This is a genomic window from Flavobacterium sp. PL11 (assembly GCF_035985025.1).
Lineage (GTDB): Bacteria > Bacteroidota > Bacteroidia > Flavobacteriales > Flavobacteriaceae > Flavobacterium.
In genome coordinates this window covers 54,159-76,007 of the sequence record NZ_JAXCIA010000008.1, presented here as the reverse complement: position 1 = coordinate 76,007, position 21,849 = coordinate 54,159, and the positions used below count along the sequence as shown (strand labels likewise).

General features: G+C 33.5%; 16 protein-coding genes. 2 read left to right on the top strand and 14 right to left on the bottom strand.

Annotated elements, in window-relative coordinates; translation table 11 throughout:
• Position 1: 1 nt before the first annotated feature.
• From RCH18_RS06225 to RCH18_RS06165, 13 genes are all read right to left on the bottom strand, one after another.
• Entirely contained in the window at positions 2 to 1,201 is a 1,200-nt protein-coding gene (locus RCH18_RS06225; protein WP_326935887.1) for a TolC family protein, read from the bottom strand.
• Positions 1,194 to 5,018: an efflux RND transporter permease subunit gene (locus RCH18_RS06220; protein ID WP_326935886.1), complete on the bottom strand. Its 3,825-nt coding sequence runs from the start codon at positions 5,016 to 5,018 to the stop codon at positions 1,194 to 1,196. Before RCH18_RS06220 ends, RCH18_RS06225 begins: the two co-directional genes overlap by 8 nt.
• A gap of 135 nt (positions 5,019 to 5,153) precedes the next feature.
• Positions 5,154 to 5,495: a heavy-metal-associated domain-containing protein gene (locus tag RCH18_RS06215; protein WP_326935885.1), complete on the bottom strand. Its 342-nt coding sequence runs from the start codon at positions 5,493 to 5,495 to the stop codon at positions 5,154 to 5,156.
• Positions 5,496 to 5,523: 28 nt separating this feature from the next.
• Positions 5,524 to 6,333, bottom strand: coding sequence for a hypothetical protein (locus tag RCH18_RS06210; protein ID WP_326935884.1), 810 nt, complete (start codon positions 6,331 to 6,333; stop codon positions 5,524 to 5,526).
• Entirely contained in the window at positions 6,333 to 6,830 is a 498-nt protein-coding gene (locus RCH18_RS06205) for a heavy-metal-associated domain-containing protein (protein ID WP_326935883.1), read from the bottom strand. Before RCH18_RS06205 ends, RCH18_RS06210 begins: the two co-directional genes overlap by 1 nt.
• 13 nt (positions 6,831 to 6,843) lie before the next feature.
• Positions 6,844 to 7,320, bottom strand: a complete 477-nt coding sequence (locus tag RCH18_RS06200) for a TlpA family protein disulfide reductase (RefSeq protein WP_326935882.1) — start codon at positions 7,318 to 7,320, stop codon at positions 6,844 to 6,846.
• 62 nt (positions 7,321 to 7,382) lie between these two features.
• Positions 7,383 to 8,258 carry a DUF3347 domain-containing protein gene (locus RCH18_RS06195; protein WP_326935881.1) on the bottom strand — a complete coding sequence of 292 codons (876 nt, stop codon included), beginning with the start codon at positions 8,256 to 8,258 and terminating at the stop codon, positions 7,383 to 7,385.
• Positions 8,259 to 8,437: 179 nt separating this feature from the next.
• The gene (locus tag RCH18_RS06190) at positions 8,438 to 8,806 is read right to left on the bottom strand and encodes a hypothetical protein (protein ID WP_326935880.1); all 369 of its coding nucleotides are present in this window, start codon (positions 8,804 to 8,806) and stop codon (positions 8,438 to 8,440) included.
• A 74-nt stretch (positions 8,807 to 8,880) separates the two neighbouring features.
• Positions 8,881 to 9,669: a DUF1829 domain-containing protein gene (locus RCH18_RS06185; RefSeq protein ID WP_326935879.1), complete on the bottom strand. Its 789-nt coding sequence runs from the start codon at positions 9,667 to 9,669 to the stop codon at positions 8,881 to 8,883.
• Complete coding sequence (locus tag RCH18_RS06180; protein WP_326935878.1) at positions 9,666 to 10,166, bottom strand: DUF6978 family protein; 501 nt, start codon at positions 10,164 to 10,166, stop codon at positions 9,666 to 9,668. Before RCH18_RS06180 ends, RCH18_RS06185 begins: the two co-directional genes overlap by 4 nt.
• 263 nt (positions 10,167 to 10,429) lie before the next feature.
• Positions 10,430 to 11,761, bottom strand: a complete 1,332-nt coding sequence (locus RCH18_RS06175; RefSeq protein ID WP_326935877.1) for a DEAD/DEAH box helicase — start codon at positions 11,759 to 11,761, stop codon at positions 10,430 to 10,432.
• 141 nt (positions 11,762 to 11,902) lie between these two features.
• Positions 11,903 to 13,447, bottom strand: a complete 1,545-nt coding sequence (locus RCH18_RS06170) for a DEAD/DEAH box helicase (protein ID WP_326935876.1) — start codon at positions 13,445 to 13,447, stop codon at positions 11,903 to 11,905.
• A 198-nt stretch (positions 13,448 to 13,645) separates the two neighbouring features.
• Positions 13,646 to 14,173: a DUF6155 family protein gene (locus RCH18_RS06165; protein WP_326935875.1), complete on the bottom strand. Its 528-nt coding sequence runs from the start codon at positions 14,171 to 14,173 to the stop codon at positions 13,646 to 13,648.
• Positions 14,174 to 14,275: 102 nt separating this feature from the next.
• Here RCH18_RS06165 and RCH18_RS06160 point away from each other — a divergent pair, with 102 nt between their 5' ends.
• Entirely contained in the window at positions 14,276 to 14,554 is a 279-nt protein-coding gene (locus tag RCH18_RS06160) for a DUF3817 domain-containing protein (protein ID WP_072991877.1), read from the top strand.
• Entirely contained in the window at positions 14,547 to 15,803 is a 1,257-nt protein-coding gene (locus RCH18_RS06155; protein WP_326935874.1) for a mechanosensitive ion channel family protein, read from the top strand. The genes RCH18_RS06160 and RCH18_RS06155 overlap by 8 nt, the downstream gene beginning before the upstream one ends.
• Positions 15,804 to 16,110: 307 nt before the next feature.
• Here RCH18_RS06155 and RCH18_RS06150 read toward each other — a convergent pair whose 3' ends face one another.
• On the bottom strand, positions 16,111 to 21,804 hold the full coding sequence (locus RCH18_RS06150) for an Ig-like domain-containing protein (RefSeq protein WP_326935873.1): 5,694 nt from the start codon (positions 21,802 to 21,804) through the stop codon (positions 16,111 to 16,113).
• Between the last annotated feature and the right edge of the window lie 45 nt (positions 21,805 to 21,849).

Sequence of the window (21,849 nt, the reverse complement as noted above, 5' to 3'; positions counted from 1 at the left end):
ATTAAAATTGATTTGCTGTTAAATAATCCAATTCAGCTAATTTGATGTAAAAAGCACTTGTACTTGACAGCTGCATTTTTTGATATTTCAATAATTCTTGTTGCATCCGCAACACTTCTTCAAAATCTTTGTTTGAATTGCTGTAATAGGAAAACAGCAGGTTGAGACTTTTTGATAGCGTTGTAACTTGATCTTCATATAGTTTAAGTAAATCGCGTTCTTTCTCTAATTCAAAAACAAGTTTGTAATACGTCCCATTCAATTTGTTTTCACTGGCTTCTTTTTGAAAAGAATAGCTTTCTTGCATTAATTTAGCTTCGCTCACTGCTGCATTATATTTCTTTCTAAAAATGGGTAAGCTGACCGTTAACATTGGCATTATCATGTCTTTTCCTTCATTATTCATACCGCTTCCCATAAAAACGTATTCTACTCCAACACCAAAATTTGGTAGACCTTGTTTTCTGGCAATTTCAATTCCTACTTCTGAAGCTTGCTTTTTCAATTCCAACTCTTGCAGTAGCGGGTTGGTCGCTATGGATTCCTTGCGGTATCCAAGAGGTACTGCAACCACATTGAGTTCTTGCACCATTTCGATTTTTGCATCATACTTCCTGTTGAGTAGGCTGTTGAGCCATGATTTAAGAGCAGGTTCTTGTTTGTTTAAAATTTCCAAATTAGTTTGCGCTTCTTTAATCATGATATCTACTCGCAAAACATCCACTAATCCTGTAGTTCCATTTTGAAATTTTGCATTAGCAATATTCTTGTAGGATTCCAAAATCTTAATGTTTTCTTGCTCGATGTTTTTCATTTTATTTAGTTCGTATAAAGGGTAGTAAACTGTCGCGACTTGATAGAGCAACTGATTTTTCGAATTTAAAAAAGCTTGATATTTACTTTCAGCCAACAGGGTTGAAGCATTTTTCTGTGCTTTTAAGATGCCAAACCAAGGGAACATTTGTGACAATGTAAGTCGCATGTTTTCAGGAGACGCTGGTGAAACGAGGTACTCCATTGAAAAGCTTGGATCTGGTAAAGAGCTTACTTGTGGAATTCTTTGCATGGAAGCTTCAAACTCTTTATACGTTGCTTTTAACTCTGGATTATTTTCCGCAGCAATTACAAAATAATCGTTTATAGATTGCCCTTTAGCATTGAAAGCAAAAAACAAGATGGATATAACTAGTAGTTTACGCATTTCTTTTTTCTTTATTTTTTATTACCGTTTCTCTCCAATAGGCTTGTAAAACGGGAACCACAAACATAGTCATGATTTGAATTGTCATTCCGCCAAATATTGGTATTGCCATTGGTATCATAATATCAGAACCTTTACCTGTTGCCGTTAAAACGGGAAGTAGCGCAATAATAGTTGTGGCCGTAGTCATAATTGCAGGTCGCACCCGCATTTGGCCAGCTTCAATAACTGCACTACGTACTTCTGTAACCGTTTGTGGATTTTTCTCTTTGAATACTTGGTGAATATAAGAGCCCATAAGTACGCCATCATCTGTTGCAATTCCGAATAATGCAATAAATCCAACCCATACGGCGACACTTAAATTTATAGTATTCATTTGAAATAAATCCCGCATATTTACGTCTGCAACAGCAAAATTCATAAACCAATCTTGGCCGTAGAGCCACAGCATAATAAAACCACCTGCAAAAGCTACAAATACACCAGAAAAGTGAATAGAAGAAGCGATGATTGTTTTAAATTGGAAATACAGTAATAGGAAAATAATTACTAAACAAAGAGGAATTACAATGGAAAGTCTTGCCATTGCTCGAATTTGGTTTTCGTACGTTCCTGAAAACTTGTAATTGATTCCTTGTGGTACTATTAATTCACCTGAATCAATTTTAGCTTGTATTGCTTTTTGCGCATCATTCACAACGTCCACTTCTGCAAAATCGTCATTTTTATCAAAAAGCACGAAACCCACTAAAAAAGTGTCTTCACTTTTAATGGCTTGTGGACCTTTTTTGTATTCAAATTGCACTAATTGTCCTAAAGGAATTTGTGCTCCAGTAGGAGTAGCCACTAAAATTTTACCTAATGCTTCTGGACTGTCTCTTAATTCCCTTGGATAACGCACACGAATGCCATAACGTTCTCTGCCTTCTACTGTAGAAGAAATTTTCATACCGCCAATCGCTGTCTCAATCGTTTGTTGAATATCTTCTACATTTAGACCAAAACGCGCTATTTTTTCACGATCAATGTTCAAATGTAAATAGGGTTTTCCTACAATTCTATCTGCAAACACCGCTTCTTTTTTTACGGAAGGCACTTCTTTAAGAATGGATTCTAGTTCTAATCCAAAGTCTCCGATGGTTTTTAAATCGGGCCCAAATACTTTTATACCCATTGGAGCTCGCATTCCCGTTTGCAGCATTACTAAACGCGTTTCAATAGGTTGTAGCTTTGGAGCGGATGTAACACCTGGTATTTTAGTAGCTTTTACGATTTCATCCCAAATATCATCGGGTGATTTAATGATGTCACGCCAATTTCGATAGAATGTACCGTCGTCATCTGGAATCAGATTTTTACCGGTAATCGCTTGTTTTAGAGCTTCATCATGCGTCAAACTATCCCCAGATTTAGTAATAAAACGATTATCATCATCTGTTTTAAATCGCATTCGACGCCCATTATCATCCAAAATATATTCGGGCTTGTAATTAATCATATTCTCATACATAGAAATAGGAGCGGGGTCTAATGCACTTTCTACACGACCTAATTTTCCAACAACCATTGCTACTTCGGGAATGTTACTTACAATCATATCAAGTTGGCCTACCACTTTTCTGTTTTGTTCAATACCTGCATGCGGCATTGAGGTGGGCATTAATAAATAACTTCCTTCATTTAGCGTTGGCATAAATTCAGAACCTATTCCTGGAAAAGTGTGTGCTGGTGCCGACCAAGCTTTAGTATTTCTAATGTCCCACCCCAATTTATCGAAACCTTTTGCCACCACACCAAATGTGCTATCAAAACCAATCCATATTACAATACCAAACAGTATTGTAACTATTGGTAATATCATGAATTTTCCTTTATTTTCAAGACACCATCTCAATACATTTTCATAATATCTAACAATTATTAAAAGTGCGGACAGAATAAGTCCTATAAGGATAATAACAAATAAATAATTTCCTATCACGCTTATTTGAGGTCCCAAAGGCATCCACTCTTGTGTTAGAAAAAAGGAAACGATGAAAAGAACGAGTATTAAATTAAAATATTTAGTGTACGCGTGGTATTTTTGAGGTATTTTATGATTGAAGAGGTCATAAATACCCATTAAAGTTAAGGCAACTGGAAGCCAAATCTCAAAGTAAATACTTAACAATATTCCTGCGGAAATAAACACATATCCCCAAAAGCGTTTTACTCTTTTTTTATCGTAGTTGATGCCAAAAATATAGTTTGCTAAAGTTGGAAGTACTATTAAACCTAATACAAAAGCACCCAACAAAGCAAAAGTTTTGGTAAAAGCCAAAGGTCTAAACAACTTTCCTTCGGCAGATTCCATCATAAAAATAGGAATAAAACTAACAATTGTAGTTGCTAAAGCGGTCGTAATTGCCGAAACAACTTCGGTAGTCGCTTCATAGATTACCTGCATTAATTTTGCTCCTTTTGCCCCTTGATTCTCTGGCATTTCAAGATGTCGAATAATATTTTCGACAAAGATAACTCCCACGTCGACCATTACACCAATAGCGATGGCAATCCCTGATAAAGCGACGACATTTGCGTCTACGCCCGCATAGCGCATTACGATGAACGTTAGCAGAACACCAACTGGTAACAAACTTGAAATGATTAGTGACGCTCTTAAATTTAGAACTAAAATTAAAACAACAATGATGCTGATTAAAACTTCATGAGAAAGCGCAGTTTCTAACGTACCTATTGTTTCCTGAATTAATTCGGTACGGTCGTAAAAGGGCACAATTGTTAATTGACTTACAACACCGTTCGCTAATGTTTTTTTAGGTAATCCCGATGCTATTTCGTTAATCTTTGTTTTTACGCCATTAATTACTTCTAATGGATTAGAGCCGTATCGGGCAATTACTACTCCACCCACAGCTTCAGCACCACCTTTATCTAATAGACCTCTTCTTGTTTCTGGGCCCAATGCAACTACACCAATGTCTTTTACACGAATGGGAACATTATCTTTTACAGCAACAACTGCCAATTCAATATCTTCCACTTTTTTAACATACCCTAAACCTCTAACTAAATATTCGGCTTTGTTGATTTCAATTGTCTTTGCACCAACATCTTTGTTTGATTTTTGCACAGCGGTCATTACTTGCATCAAACTTATGTTATACGCTTTCAATGCATCGGGATTGACATCTACTTGATATTCTTTAACAAAACCACCAATGGATGCCACTTCAGAAACGCCTTTCACAGCATTCAATCCGTACTTTATGTAGAAATCTTGCGCCGTTCTAATTTCTTGCAAATCCCAACCACCAGTTGGATTCCCATCTTTATCTCGACCTTCAACGGTGTACCAATACACTTGTCCTAAAGCGGTTGCATCAGGACCTAACGACGGCTTCACATTTTCAGGTAACAGACTATTAGGTAAAGAGTTTAATTTTTCAAGAATTCTAGAACGCGACCAGTAAAATTCGATATCGTCGTCGAATATGATGTAAATGCTTGAGAAACCAAAAATAGAATTACTTCGAACCGACTTTACACCAGGGATTCCTAATAAATAGGTAGTCAAAGGATAGGAGATTTGGTCTTCTATGTCTTGGGGAGACCGACCTGGCCATTGGGTAAAAACAATTTGTTGATTCTCACCAATATCAGGAATAGCGTCAACCGCAACTGGATCAGATGGAATAAATGGAATGTTCCAGTTAAAAGGAGCCGTGGCAATACCCCATACAATCACAACTGCAAGAAATAGCACAGTTATTAACCTGTTTTCTAGAAAATACTTTATTATTTTATTTAACATTTGAATGCGACATTTATAACCAATGAAAAAGGTGTCGGTTCAGAAACAACTATTTTTTGCAAATCATTTTTCAAATATTCCTCCAACGATTTTGTCCATCGGAGATATAGGTTAATTATTATTAAAAAAGCTTTTTTATTCCCTGTCATACTGACAACATCCCGGAAGATTGTCGTAATCTTTTGCTTTTGCTTTAAAAAGTTTAGAGTCGTTTCCGGCTTTTGCAATGCGTTTCAGTATGTCCTCTTTATTGGTTTTAGTTTCATCATAAGTTAAGGTGGCCACTTTTGTTTCTTTGTTCCAAACTACTTTTGCAAAATCTGCCTCGTTTACTGCTTTTTCAATTGTTTTTTTGCACATTCCACAGTTACCAAAAATTTTTACCTCTTCTGTTTTTGTGTTTTTAATTTGTGCATTCATTGTAGTTGATAACAATACAACAATTGCGACCATTATTTTAAATAGTGATTTTTTCATTTTATATATTTCTTACTGGTTAAACAATTTACTTTTTCAAATTAAAAAATGTATAATATAAATTCAGATAAACACCATTTGGAGCAGAGCGAACCATAGAACTTAATAACTCTCTTCGATATGCCAAATCTAAACGAGCCTGACTGTTAAAAATAAATTGAACAACGGGAACTACATCCAGATACGATATTCCATTTTCATTTATAGTTTGACCTACAAATTCAACCATTAAATTAATATTAGTTTGTTTTAAACTCGTGTATTTTTTAGGATACATCAGTTTTCCAAATGATAAGGTATAGTTGGTTGCATTGTTGCCAAAATTATCTGCAAACGTATTGTTTGGCTTGTTGTCAAAGGCTTTTTCAAAGCTAACGGTAGAACTAATGGCCAACTTTTTAATCAATTTAGTCGCTACAATTCCAGTTTCAAAACCTGAATTTTGTCCCATAATTTCAATTTGCTCCTGATTGATATCCCCATTATTAAAGCTATATCTTCCAAAAGCAGCCAATCGAAAATGACTGTTTAGATCATCTTCAGAATAGAAACGATATTTGGCTAAAACCCCCCCACCTTCAGCAACTAAATTATTATTTCTGTTACTTACAAAAGCGGAAGCTCTAACCATTAAATTTTTATTTATTCCATAAGTTGCTTCAGGCATAATACTATAGTTGTAGCCTGATGTCATTTCTCTATCAAAAGCAGATTGCAATATATTTACTGCTAAGGAATTGGCAGGCACATTACTAGCTGGATCGGTTAATAAAAATAATTCCTGACTCGAAACTTTTTGAAAAATAAATACAACAAATATTAGCAGGAACTTTTTCATTAATTTACTATTTTAATATGAAAATCATTTTCATTATTGCTGTTGTAGGTGATGGTATTTTTATAAGATTTTGATAGTTTTTTAAACTCTTTATCAGTTACATATCCTTTATCCAAAACCTGTATTTGAACTTCCTTATTATTGCTTTCTTTACCATCTAAAACTATAAAAGAGTTTTTCTTTAAAGTTTCAGCATCAACGGTGACAATTAATGAACCTATGAAGAAACCTGCTTTTTCTACTTTTTCTTTAAATATCGAAGGCGATAGTGAATTATTATCAGCTAACGAAACCGTAAAAGTGTTAGAATTCAAATCGATTTCAACATTATTCACCTCTGGCATTGATTTTAATTGCTTGTTAATTGCGTTAGAGCACATTGAGCACGTTAATCCAGTTGCTATAATCTCTGCTTTTGAAATTTGTGCATTACTTACCGTTGAAAACAGTACCATTAAAACTATTAAAACGCTGTATTTTATATTTACTCTTTTCATTTTATTTATTTATTTATTTATTTATTAAATTTATTATTTCTTGATCTGTTGGGTTTTTCATTATTAATATTCCGTTGCTATCAAATAGGAATTTTGAAGGCAACTCCTCTACTCCAAAAATTACCGCCGCATTAGCATCAAAACCTTTTGGGTCAATTAATTGCAAGAAATTTATCTTGTCTTTTTCAATTGCTTTACCCCATTTAGTAGCGTCGGTATCAATTGAAATTCCAATAATTTCTATTTTACTGGAATCTAAATCTTTATGCATTTGTACTAGCTTTTTATTTCCTACTCTACATGGTCCGCACCAGGAAGCCCAAAAATCTATTAGTACATACTTCTCTTTAAATTTGTTTATGTTAACTTTTACCTCTTGACTGTTTTGCAATTCAATTGATGGAATTGTGTCTCCAATTTTTATTTGTGCAAATGAAGTAACACTAAAAGTTACTACTAAAAAGACGATTAGTTTTGTCCTGATATCCATGATAATTATCTGTTTTTATGAAAAAAACAAAGTCCAAATTTTATATTTGGACTTTGCTCCATTTATTTAATTGTCTCTACCGTTTTACCGCAAGTCATCATCATCGAACCGTAATATGGATTTTTAATTTCATTTTCTTTACTTAACCAATTTGCACCTTTACCATTATTTGCCATTGGACAAAACTGGTAATAAACTGCTGTTTCGTTCTTTGAAATTTTAATCAAATCATACATATTTTTTGATAAACTGATAAACTGATTTCTTTGTTTTACGATGTCTTTTGTATCAGCCATATTTTTTGCATCTGCTTTTAAGTCTGTCAAAACTTTCATCCAAACCATGTGCACGTCCATTTCTAATTTATCCATTTTAACAGCATCAATTGCTGAAGCCAAAGCCTTTGATTTTGTCGAAGCATTTACAGCATTGGTTGCTACTAAAGCGTTTTTTACTTCAAAATAACTATCGAACACGATTTGTAATTCGTTATTTTTTTGTTTTACTGCTTGCGAATTATCACTTTTCATTTCATGATTTCCCATTGTCATTTCATGAGTCCCCATTTTCATTTCAGTGGTTACAGCAACTTTTGCTTCACGATTGTATTGACAACAGCCGTGTAAATTTGCATACACATCATCAGGAGCTAGAAATTTGTCGCTATCGTATCCAGCAAGTGCAATACGTTTCAATATTTCATCCTGATTTGTTTTTTTAGCATCGTAACTAAGCGTTGCCATTTTAGTGTCTTTGTTCCAATCTACGGCGGCTACATTTTTTATATTAGCTGCTTTTTCGATCGTTGATTTGCACATACCACAGTTCCCGTAAATTTTTACAGTCTCTGTTTTTATATTTTTTATTTGTGCATTACCGAATGAGAATGTTAGCAACATAGTAATTGCTAACAATATTTTTGATATTGAATTTTTCATTTTACAAGGATTTGTTTTAAAAGAGGGTGTTCTTTTAAATTTGTTTTTAAAATATTTTTTTGATAAATAGCAACGAAAATAATTAATAGAATTATCCAAAGAAATCTATGTAATTACTGTTGTAGATAAAATAGCAAATGCTACAGAAAAGCCACAATAATGGCTGTAAAAAATTGAATTTAGCTTATTTTAGGAATAAGCCATAATGAACTAAAACCAGAAGAAATAAAGGTAATAGTGGTGTAAAAATTTTGTTTCTCGTTTAAGAAATCAAAATGAGTATAAGTGAAATCAAATTCGTTAAACACAGCAAGGTTAACATTTACTGAAGTAGTGGTACAATTAGCATGTCCACATTTACCGTTGCAATTATCGCTTGGATTTGTAGCATGGCTTTCTTCAGAACATTCTTTATGCTCTTGTTTTGCAGTTGTTTCTTTTTTACAACATTCTTTTTCTGACTGAGTTCCACATGCATAAGACAAACTTGGCAATAAGAGTAAGCCAAGAGTTAGAATTATGAGATATAAGTGGAACTTTTTAATCATAATGCAAAGGTAAGCAGTAATATTTTTAATAGGATTATTTTTAACGTTTTGTTATAAAAAAAATCATTACACAATTATGCAACTTTCTTTAGTTTAGCAATATTTTCATCATTATTTCTTTCGCTCCAAAGGATGTAATCAGCATTTTTAGATTTAAAAGCATTTATAATATCACTTTTAATTGGTTTTTCTGAATCGTTTAAAAATGCAACAGCAGAAACATTTTTTTTACTAATTTTTTCTCGTATAGGTTTTATGTCATCCCAACTAAATAAAAAACTCGTTAAGGATTGTTTATTAATTGTATTAAAAGATTTCAGAACTACTTCACTTTTTTTTCCCGCGATTTGAAAATCAAACATAAATTCAAGACCAGTAGAGCCCTTGGAAATAAAGTCTGGCGTGTAAATAATATCTTGCTCGTCAAGATAAATTCTAACATCTTCTTTAAATATTGAAGAAACAGTAGTTTTCGATAAAACATATAAATCGTTTAGCTCTAATATTGCAGATAAAAAATTATGCTTTTTTTGTGGAAAATTTGTTTCGCTAGTTGTTGTAGTTAATTCATTATTTGCTAATTGGATTCCATAATTTAAAAGAATTCTTTCCGCAATAACTCTTCTTTCTCCCATTCGACTTATGGATGCACCAACTAATTCAAGATTATTTAAAGTTTCTCCATTGTCAGAAAGTACAATATTATCGCCTTTTTTTTGTGCATAAATTTCTACTACGTCGTTATACAAACCGATAAAAGGTGTTTGTATTGCAACCCATTCTGTAGATTCATCCGTAATGATTACAGTTTTGCTTTTTAGCCAACCATAATATTCATTAATTAGATCATTTGCCCAAATCATAATATTGCTATTTGAATATTTAGCAAAGATGCTATATTAATCTCTTTAGCAAATGCCCTTAAAGCTTGACCAAAATCCTCCATATTATCAATATTATTTATTGGAAAATTAAATTCTGAAAATGGAACTGCCCAAGCAAGGTCTTTATAGCCTTCGACATAAATACGGACATGAGATTCATTTTGAAAATAATGTCCCAAATATGGTTTAACAAATTCAGGAACATAATCATTCAATGTTTCTGGATTCTTATGACCTCCTTTATAATCAATCCTAATTAATCCTTCTTTCGTGTTATTTTCTTGGTTATGAAATGTAATCTTAAATGATATTTTTCTATTCGATGTTATTTCAAATAAAAATTCATATTCTGGTTCATCGTGATTTATTAATTTAAAACGACTTTTTTCTTCAGAAAGGTTAATATTTGTAGTTCCGCCACCAACGATAGTTTTTGGCATTTTCATTAATTTTTCTGCTAGTTCGTTTGAAAACATTTTAATATTTTTTCGATAAAAATTAAACAATTATTTTTTTTACGTAAATTATAAAATTAGGAGATCAAAGTGTTAATTCTCCATTTCTTTTCATAGATAACATTAGCTTATCTTCGGTAAAAAAAATCAAATATAAACTTATTTCCCAAATCATTAAGTAAACACTTAATATTTTTCCTTCATTTTGTATTAAAAATAAACCATTGTAAAACTCCTTCAAGCTTCGCAATGATTTTTTATTTATAAAAAAAAAAATATCTATTTCATTTTTTGTCTTTAACCGGTTTCTCGGTTGGTTCGTTTTTGTTTTGCAACAAGTAATTAGCCAATAGTTTTTCGATCAGTTCATCTTTAGTTAAGTGATGGAAAACAGTTTTAATTTTTGTTTTCAATTCCGCGTCCACTTCATGGTTGGGTTTGGTTTTGAATATTTGTTTGGCCCATAAAAGGGTATTGTTCTCTTCGATACTTAGTGAACTTGGTTTTTTGAATTCGGTGAATTTAATTCCCAATTCTTTTTCAAAATCGGTAATTTCACCCACTTCCTCCGGTTGCAATACTGTTAAGGAAAGTCCCTTTGCTCCTGCTCTTGCTGTTCTTCCGCTACGGTGAACATAAGCTTCATAAGCATCTGGTAAATGGTAATTAACGACATAAGAAATTTCCTTTACGTCAATTCCTCTTGCTGCAAGATCTGTAGCGACTAATATATTGATATGACCTTCACGGAATTGCTCCATGATACGATCTCTAATTCCTTGTGATAAACTACCGTGTAAGGCTCCTGACGAAAAACGATTTATGGCTAAGTTCTTAGCTAGTTTATTGACTGCAGCTTTAGTTTTACAGAAAATAATGCCACGTTCTCCTTCTTTTGAATTTAAAAAATGCATTAAAACATCTAGTTTTTCAATGGGATCGACAACTATATATTGATGATCGATTCCTTGATTTCCCACTGTTTCCATGTTAGCACTGACTTGTGCTACATTTTTATTGAGGTAATTTTGAATCAATTGTTTTATTGCTCCGGGCATTGTTGCTGAGAACAAAAAGGTTTTATGTTCTTCTGGCAATTCAGCAACGATTTCATCTAATCCTTCTTTTAAAATCGTTACCATTTCATCGGCTTCATCTAGCACCAGAAATTTAGTTTCTTTCAAATTAATGGCTTTGCGCTGAATCAAATCAATTAAGCGTCCTGGAGTTGCTACAACAATGTGCGTAGGTAAAGCTAGGCGTTCTATTTGTGGTTTTATAGGAATTCCTCCACAAGTTACTGCAATTGAAACTTCTGGTAAAAAAGCCGCAAATGATTCTAAATTTTTAAATATTTGTTGGCCCAGTTCTCTTGTTGGCGCTAAAATTACGGCTTGCACAGCTGTAGAATTAGCATCTATTAATTGTAAAATAGGTAATCCAAAAGCAGCTGTTTTTCCGGTACCAGTCTTAGCAAGCCCAACAAAATCAGTTGTGTTTGCTAACAATAACGGAATGGTTTTTTGCTGAATTTCTGTTGGAGTAACAATATTCAAATCAGAAAGTGCATTCAAAATAGGTTTAGAAATTCCTAAATCAGCGAATTGTTTTGACATGGGTATTGGATTTTGTATTTAAAAAGATAGTTATTCGATTACCGTGATCCCTAGCCCCGATTGCAGCGAAAATCCTTTTTTTCTCGCCCTTGCGAGAATAAAAAGATTGCAGTGTAAAGCGGGAAATAGCTCCTAATGAAATTAATCTTCATCAGGTTCGTTCATGATTTTCTCGCGGTATTTTTTACCTGTTAACAAGATTAATTTCAATTTATAATCATCAACAAGCCATTCGCGATAGTTTTTGCTACACTGACTCAAACATTTAGAATAGCGCTTTATACGGCAATCAATATCGTCTTCTAACAATTTGCCTAGAACCTTAGCTTCCTGTAATGTTTGTGAATTGTCAACACACATTGCAGCATGTTGATCAAGTGATTTGTCTAAGACCTCTTTAGAGCGTAGGTTTTGTTTGATAATCAATTTATGCTCTTCATCTACATCAAAAGTTACTACAGCTGTTTTACTGAATTTTTCACGCAATTCAGAAGGCATACTGTATTTAAAATACAATTCAATCTCCGTATCATCACGTAAATTTTCTAAATAAAATTCAGGAGATTTAAATATGTGTTGCCAGTTTACAGGCTCGCTCCATAAACCAAATCGTGCTGCATTATTGCCTAAATCGATCACATTAAAACTATCTTTATTAGGCAGTTTTCGGGATCCACGACCTATCATTTGGTAATACAATGTCAATGATTTTGTAGCTCTGTTCAAGATAATAGTTTCTACTGTAGGTTCATCAAAACCAGTGGTAAGAATTCCAACAGATGTTAAAATAGCATCTGGAGTGTGCTTGAACCAATGTAAAATTTCTTTACGTTCCTCAGTGCTACTCGTGTTGTCAAGATGTCGAATTTCATAACCGGCTTCTCTAAATGTTTCATAAACATATAAAGAGGTATTGATTCCGTTGTTAAAAATCAATGTTTTTTTACCAATAGATTTTTCAGTGTAAGCATGCAATAATTTCTCTTGCATTGCCATATTGGTGTATAAATCATCAGATGATTTTACTGTATAATCTCCATTTATCCCAACTTTTAATGATGTCAATCCTACATCATAACTATAGGTTATGGCTTTCGCCAAAAATCCTTTATCTATCAATGAACTAATGGTATCCCCTACAATTAATTCATCGTAACTTTCATGCATTGGCAGCTTTATATTGGAGCTCAAAGGTGTTGCAGTGACTCCTAATATAAAGGCATTTTTAAAAGAGCTTAATAGTTTTCTAAAGGAGTTGTAATGCGCCTCATCAATAATGACTAAACCAATGTTATCCAAATGCAATTTTTCATCATTGATTCGGTTTTTTAAAGTTTCCACCATTGCAACAAAACAAGAATAATCATTTTGATCTGGCAGTTCTTTTACTTTACTGTTGATGATTTTATTTTTTACATCAAAACCCTTCAACATCTTTGAAGTTTGTTTACAAAGTTCGATTCGGTGTGTTAAAACCACCACTTTTTTATCGTGTTTGGATAAATAACGGCGAACGATTTCAGAGAAAACGACTGTTTTCCCTCCACCGGTAGGCAATTGATATAATAAATGATGTTGACGAGGTCCATTATCGATTCGCTCAAAAATGGCATCTATATCTCCTTTTTGGTAGGCATAAAGTTCTTTTTTGTCTTCGATTTCAATTTCTAAGGTGTTTTGCGACATTTCTTGCTATTGGATTTTTGCAAAAATACGCCTAAAAAACAGTTTATCTATTACTTTTAATTAAAAATATGAGGGAATATTTAAATAATATTGATCTATGTATCAAATATTCAATGGTGCTTACCATTAATTTTTTTGTTTTAAAAATAAAATTTTACGTTACTACATTTGCGAAATTTAAAAATATCCGACATCAATCTAGTATTCAAATCGCTCGATAACCGCATTAAATTCAGGTTCGTTAAACCATTTTTGAGAAATAGATTGATTTTGAATTGCAATTATCCTAGCTTTGAAATCCGTGAGTATTCCATTTGCTATTAAATATACTACTGCTTGCTCAAAAGAATTGAACATACTTTTGTAGAATAATTCGTGTTTTATCACATTTTCAGCTGAAAATGTTTGAGCAATTTCAATATTGTATAACATAACATCGGCAATTAGAAAAGGATCCACTCCAAGAATTATAAAATACTTAATGTATTTCTGAGCAACTGAACGTCTCATTTTTGGTTTGCTCCTTCGCCCTGACTTTTTAAGGGGATAATATTCCTGTGAAATTTTGAGTTTACATTCTTGCAAAAGTGTTTCTTCTTTTGGATTAAAAACAAAATTGTAATAGACTTTTACTGGACTAAATTTCTCGTATAATTCTATTATTTGCTGTTCAAGTTGTTCTTTATTTAATTCAGATATATATTTTTTTAAATCGCGCTTGCTCATTATCAAAGTTTAAGAATACAAAAGTAAATTACTTTAACAATCAATGCACTTAAAATCAATGTTAATCCTTATTTTTGCTGACTTAAACTAAATTTAATCTAAATGCTCAAGATATTTAAAATTACCGCAATTGTAGAGGGAATTTCTGCTTTATTATTATTTTTCTTTGCAATGCCAATGAAATATATTTTTAACGATCCTTATTATGTGAAGCATATTGGTATGGCGCATGGAGTTTTATTTACATTATATATTGTTTTAGCAACCATTCTTTACTTTAAAGAAAAGTGGGATTTTAAAAAATATTTTATTATTTGCATCGCATCAATTCCTCCTTTTGGTACTTTTTATATAGAAAGAAAATACCTAAAGAATGTATAGTTATGTAGAGAAATTATTTCATTTGCTTTATCCTTTATTAAGGAAGTTAGGAATGGGAAGCAGTCTTGCTTCGTATTTAAGTTTGATGTTAAATATCATATTGCTGTGTTTTCTAGCATACGGAATTTATGTTGTATTTAGACTTATTTTAGTTACCATTCTAGTCTTAATAGCTCAAAAAACTAAAACTAATTTTGATGATTTATTAGTAAGCAATAAGACGGCAAAATATATTGCGCATCTGATCCCATTTTTATTTATTTATAAATCGGTTCCCATAATTCTGGATCGATACGTATACTGGGAAGGTCTTTTTGGAAAATTTGTTGGTATTTATATTGTGGTGCTCATTTTATGGATAGTGCGAACTATTTTTAATGCATTACGCGATTATTTAAAGCTGATGCCGCGCTACAGTGATAAACCTATTGATAGTTTTATCCAAGTAATCATGATTGTTTTATGGGCTTTTGGGATTGCTGTCATTATTTCCAAATTATTTGAAATTAATCAAAAAGAACTATTAACTATTTTAGGAGCGGTTTCAGCAGTTATAATTTTGATATTTAGAGACACAATCTTAGGATTTGTATCTAGTGTTCAAGTTTCTATAAATGATATGGTTCGTATAGGCGATTGGATTACAATGGATCGTTTTGGTGCTGATGGAGATGTTATTGAAATTAATCTTGCTACGGTGAAAGTTCGAAATTTTGATAACACCACAACCACAATTCCTACGTATAGTTTAAGTTCTGATTCATTCCAGAATTGGCGCGGAATGTTAAACTCTAATGGACGTCGTATCAAAAGACACATTCTTATCAAAACAAGTACGATCAGATTTTTGGATGATACGGAGTTAGATAACTTAAAAAAAATACATTTAATAACCAACTATATTGAAAGCAGAAAACTAGAAATTAATAATTTTAATGGCTCTCATAATATTGATAAGTCCATACCTGTGAATGGTAGAAACATGACTAATTTAGGTTTATTTAGAAAATATATTACTGAATATTTACATCAGCATCCTGCGCTAAATCAAGATATGCTTATGATTTGTCGTCAGTTACAGTCCACCTCTCACGGCGTTCCCCTTGAAGTTTATGCATTCTCAAGTGATAAGCGATTTGAAAATTATGAATATATCATGTCGGATATATTTGATCATATCATAGCCGCAGTTAGTTATTTTCATTTAGAAATTTTCGAAATAGCGACAGAAAACCACCAAAGTATATAATTATTAAGTAATGTTTTTTGTCATATTTCTAAAAGTTCAATTGACTGATAAATCGTCGCTATAAAATCAAATATTTTTGAGACCTGATCTATATATTAACAATCTATAAATGATATCGATAATCAAAATATGGTTATAACGACACTGCAAATAGGGTTTTATAAATAAGTCGGAATCTAAATTATATTTTAGTTCCGACTTATTTTTAACCGCTATATGAAAAATGACATTGGATTAAGTAACCATCAATAAATTTTATTTTGTTGCAAAGCCTTCTACAGCGATTCGTTATTGCTATAAATTTGAACTAATTTTTTAGTACCTTCTTGATCGTTTCTCCTTCTTGTGATTTTATTTTAAATAAATATACACCTGATTGTAAATTAAATATGTCAATTAAATTGTTCTCTTCGTTTATTTTTTTACTTAGTAGTAATCTACCATTCAAATCGTAAATCATTACTGAAACATCGGTTAAGTCGTTAATAATTACAGTCACTAATCCATCAGTTGGAACTGGATATAAAATAATATTATTATTACTATTAAAACTACTAATACTTAATGTAGCACAGCTCATCCCAGTAGTAATAGGCGATCCTGATAAAAAATTGCTAGTAGTGTTTGTTAATGTGAAACCATTTAAATTTCCATTGTTTCCATTTGCAGTAGCATCTGTCACAGTAGAAATAGCGGTATTGATGCCTGAATTCATTCCTTGATTGAATTTATAGTACGCTACTAAGCCTGTTTCTGTGCCTTGTAATTCACAATTTATATTTGCCGTTATTTGAGATTCTGTTCTGGCTAGATTCCAAAAACGAACCTCATCGATGTTTCCTTCATAATGACGTCCTATTGTTTGTAGATTTTCGCCAATAGATACCTTATCACTTGAATTTACTATATTTCCTGTTCCAGCTAATCTGTTGTCTTCCAAACCATCAATATAAATTATAGCATAATTTCCGTTATAAGTAACCGCGATATGTTTCCACGTACCATCTGTGACTACGGAGTTTGACGTGACATTGCCAAAAGAACCAGTTCCCGCAAAATTAATTTTTCCTTCAGCCGTTAATGTAACGCTCCAAGTAGCATCTCCTTTTGTAATTAAAGCATCCCATTGTTGAGGGATCGCATTAGAGTTCATCCAAAACTCGACCGTCATTTGATTAGTAAAATCAAAATGAGCTTCATTAGGTATTTCTACATAATCATTTATTCCGTCAAAGTTTAAATGGGTTGCAACTATATTTTCTACTACAACAACTTTTGTTCTTTCGCTTTCACAACCATTGATAGTTTGGGAAATATAATAGTTTCCAGAAGTTAGAGCAGTTGAATTATTTAACACGGTTCCTCCATTTGCAGATGCATACCATTTTAGTGCAATTCCAGTAGCTTGAAGATTAGCAACGGTGCTACTTCCTGAAAAAATTTGATTGGAAGCTGTTGGTGCTGCTGGAATGGCGTTTACTGTTACAATAATAGTTTTTCGCAAACTTTCACAACCACCTACCGTTTGGGAAACATAATAATTTCCAGAAGTTAAATTTGTTGAAGTTGTTAAAGCAGTTCCACCAGTAGCAATATTATACCACTTTAAATTAATTCCAGTTGCTTGTAAATTAGCCATTGTTGCACTTCCACAAAATATTTGATTAGTAACTGTTGGTGTTTCGGGAATCGCATTGACTGTTACCGCAACCATTGTTCGATCACTTTCGCAACCATTAACGGTTTGAGAAACATAATACCTTCCTGTTGCTAATGCTGTGTATGCATCTAATGGAGTTCCATTAGTTGCCACATCATACCATTTTAAATTAGTTCCTGAGGCAAATAAATTAGAAACTTTTGTACTGCCACAAAATGTTTGAGCAGTTGCCGTTTGTGCTTTTGAACCTCCCCCATTAACTGTTTTTGTATGCGTTGCCGTACATTCCAGTACATCTGCATAATTCAAGGTATATGTTCCGTCATTTAATCCCGTTCTGTTGAGTCTTGTAGCACCATCCGTCCAAGCAACATCTAGTATATTGTAAGTAATACTAGAGGAGCCACCCGATATATCGATTTTTTTAGAATGGATTTCAGTTCCTGCCTCATTTTTAAAGATTAATTGTAAATCTCTATGACGCTCAATGTTAGAATTGTTACGCCTAAAAATTTTGATATAATCCAAGTTATAAGCAGCCCCTAAATCTACTTCTACCCATTCATCATCTCCTTGAGATGCGCTATGATAAATAGTATTTGGATCTCCGTCTGTCATATTAGATAGTTGGTAAGTAAGTTCATTAGGTGAATAATGTGCTCCTGATGCTGTTACCGTTTTACCTTGTGCAATTTCAGTAGCTGTAAAAATTTCAAATGCTTGCAATTCTGCGAGGTGTAACGAACCATCTTGTGCTGCGGTTAAATTTTGTTTGATTCTAATATAGCGTACACCCGACAAACCACCTGAAATATCAACCGCCGAGATAGAAGACTTGCATGTTTGAGTTTGACCTACCGTTGAAGTGATAATTGGCATTGTATTAACAATAACTGATACAGGTTTTCTAATACTTTCACAAGAGTTTATTGTTTGAGTAACATAATAGGTTTTTGTTGTTAATGGCGTAGTACTCGATAAGGCCATTCCATCAGTTAAATTCGAATACCATTTGATTGCAGTTCCAGTGGCTACTAAATTAGCTACGGTTGAACCACTACAAAGCGTTTGTACAGAAGAAGTTTGTGCATTTGCTGTATTAACTGTGACTTCTACAGCCTTTCTCGTGCTTTCACACCCATTTACCGTTTGAGAAACATAATAGGTCTTTGTTGTTAAACCAGTAACTGCCGTCAAGTGGGTTCCTCCTGTTGCTACATCATACCATTTTAAATTAGTTCCTGAAGCAGTTAAATTTTCAACAGTTGCGCTTCCGCAGAAAGTTTGATTAGATGCTGCGGTTGCTGATGGAGTTGCTATCACGTTTACTGTAGTAGTCCCCGAAGTACTACAAGTTGCACTTGTAGACGCTTTTACGGTATAGATATTGTTTCCAGCAGTTGTAGCTTTTACATACACAGTTGAGGCATGAGTGCCTAATGTATAAGCTGTCGTTGCTGCTGCATTTGTATATAAGTGAGTCGCTGGAGACCACCTTACCGCAGCTTTTCCAGAAATAGTCACTTCATCAATAACCCACCAAATACCATTACTAGCATTGTATTGAAATCTAATTTTTACATGGGGCTGGTTTATGGCTGAACTTGGTAAATTTACGTTATTAGTTGTGAATGTTTGGATGTGCTTATCAAATTTAATTATTGTCGTCCAATCAACGCCATTGTTTACTGAAAACTGAACTCTAGCTTCAGAATATTTAAGATATGGTTGTGCATATTGATGAGTTAAAGAAAGGTTTACACTCGATAAACCTAATGTGCTAAATTCAGTAGATATTAAGGCAACATCTGTTGAAGAGTCAGTTCCTTGTGAAGAGCTATGGGCCATATATATTTTAGTAGCACTAGGTGAATAGAAAAAAATATTTGCACCAAAATTGTATCCGTTGGGACGTAACGTCCAAGCAGCATTAGCTGGCGTTCCTCCCGTCGAATTATTTATAGCAGTCCAAGAATTATTTGCTTCATTAAAATTATCGTGAAAAACAATAAAATCAGAAGTGTTTAAAGTAGCTGTTAAAGGAATAATGTCATTTGCACAGACTTGAGAAGTTACAGAACTTAAAGTAATTATTGGATTGGGATTTATAGTAACAGTAACCATTTTTCGAACACTTTCACAACCATTAACGGTTTGAGAAACAAAGTAATTTCCAGAAGTTAAAATTGTGGGAGTCGCTAAAACCGTTCCGCCAGATATAGCCGTATACCACTTAATTGCAGTTCCACTTGCAGCTAAATCAGCTACAGTTGTACCGATACACAATGTTTGAGCTAATGCCACTGGTGTAGGTGTCTTAATAACTGTTACCGCTACAGCAGTTCTTTCACTTTCACATGCATTTACCGTTTGAGAAACATAATAGGTTCGTGTTGTTAATTCATTAGAAATTGCTAAAGCAGTGCCACCAGTTGAAGAATTATACCACTTTAAATTAGCTCCTAGAGCAATTAAGTTTTCAATTGTTTTAGTTCCACAAAATGTTTGATTATTAGCTATTGGTGCAATAGGAGGAAGGTTCACATTCATAGTTACAGATGCTGTAGTTGGAGTACAACCTAGATTTGTAAAAACACGTGCATTATATGTTTTATTGCCAGAAGTAGTAGGTTTGGCATATATTTGAGAAGTATAAGTGTTTGCCATATAGGGAATTGTTGCAGCAGCATCCTTGTATAGATCTGTTGTTGGTGACCATGCAACCTGCGCTTTAGCAGTAAGTTTTATATTATCTACAATCCAAAAACATTTATTTTCCACAATAAAATGTAACTTTATTTTAACATTGGACTGATTGAGCGCTTCAGTAGGTAAACTAATAGTAAGTTCTTTAAGTGTGTTAATGGACTCAAAGATAAAAGATTTATTTAGAGTTTGCATCACTGTCCAACTGTTGCCGTTGTCAATAGAATATGATACGTAACCTGTTTCATTATCGAGATGATGCCAGAACGACAATGATGCCTCACCCAGACCCGTAGTGCTAAAACTTGGAGATATCAGTGCACTATCTGTCAACAACTGTATGACACCTCTTACAATATACATTTGCGAATTATCATTAGAATAGACTGTTTTATTAAAAGCAGTAGTATACGATTGAGGACTAGCTCCTAATTGCCACGTTCTATCTAGATAATTAGTTCCAATAGAATTGTTAATTACAGTCCAATTATTAGTTGGATTATTGAAATTTTCATCTAATAACACAGAAGTTTTAGGCTTTAATAGTATGATATCATTGGTACAAACAGGCGATGATATGGGTTCCATACTAATTGCAGGAGGAGGACTTGCAACCGTAACACTTACCGCCACCCTACTTAATTTTTTAGCCTCGGTGATACGAATTATTTTATTAGTACTAAAATTAGCCACTACAATTTTTCCATCCGGTTGTATGGCAATTCCGGTAGGACTACTAATCGGTGCACCTACGGTTACTACATTGGAACCATCGGTGTTCATGCGTTTTATTAAATTGTTATTGGTATCTGTAAAATAAATAGTCCCGTCCGATTTAACGGCAACGCCTCTGGGCTGATTCAGCCCACTCGCTAAAGTGGTAACGCCAGTACCGTCAGCATTCATCCGCTTGATGGCATTATTTCCTGTATCGGCCACTAAAATTTTTCCATCCGGCTGTATCGCAATACTGAATGGTGAACTGAAATTAGTTCCGCCCAATTGTGTAGTACCATTCCCGTTCGAATCAATCGACATCACTTTACTACTGCCCGTTTCTGCATATATTATGTGACCATTTGGTTTTACGGCTACGCCACGGGGTTGATTCGCGCTTTTTAAAATGCCTAATCCAGTTCCATTCCAATTCATCCGCTTGATGGCGTTGTTTCCAAAATCAGCAATTAAAATATTCCCATCCGGTTGTACCGCCACTCCCGTAGGATTTGTAAACGAGAAGTTTACGTTGGCGACACCGGTCCCATCGGCATTCATACGTCTGATAACATTATTTTCCGTATCGGCAATCAGTATTTTTCCGTTGGATTCTATAGCAACTCCAAAAGGATTTGAAAAACCAGATCCTAAATTCTCCACACTTAATGGCATTGTTTCTTCCACATAATACGTACCTGTCGTGAGAACTGTGCTACTGGACAATGCCGTCCCTCCTGAAGCACTACTAAACCATTGTACACTTCCAGAAGCTTGTAAGTCTGCTACAGTTGCGCTGCCACAAAATGTTTGCGAGGTAGTTTGTGCATTTGTTGCCCTTACATACTGTCCGCCTTGGGCTAAAACGACAAAACTTGTAAAAAAGCTCAATACAACTGTGAATAAATAATGTTGTTTCATAATGGATGGATTTGGGCAATGAAAGTTGTTACACTTTATAAAAAA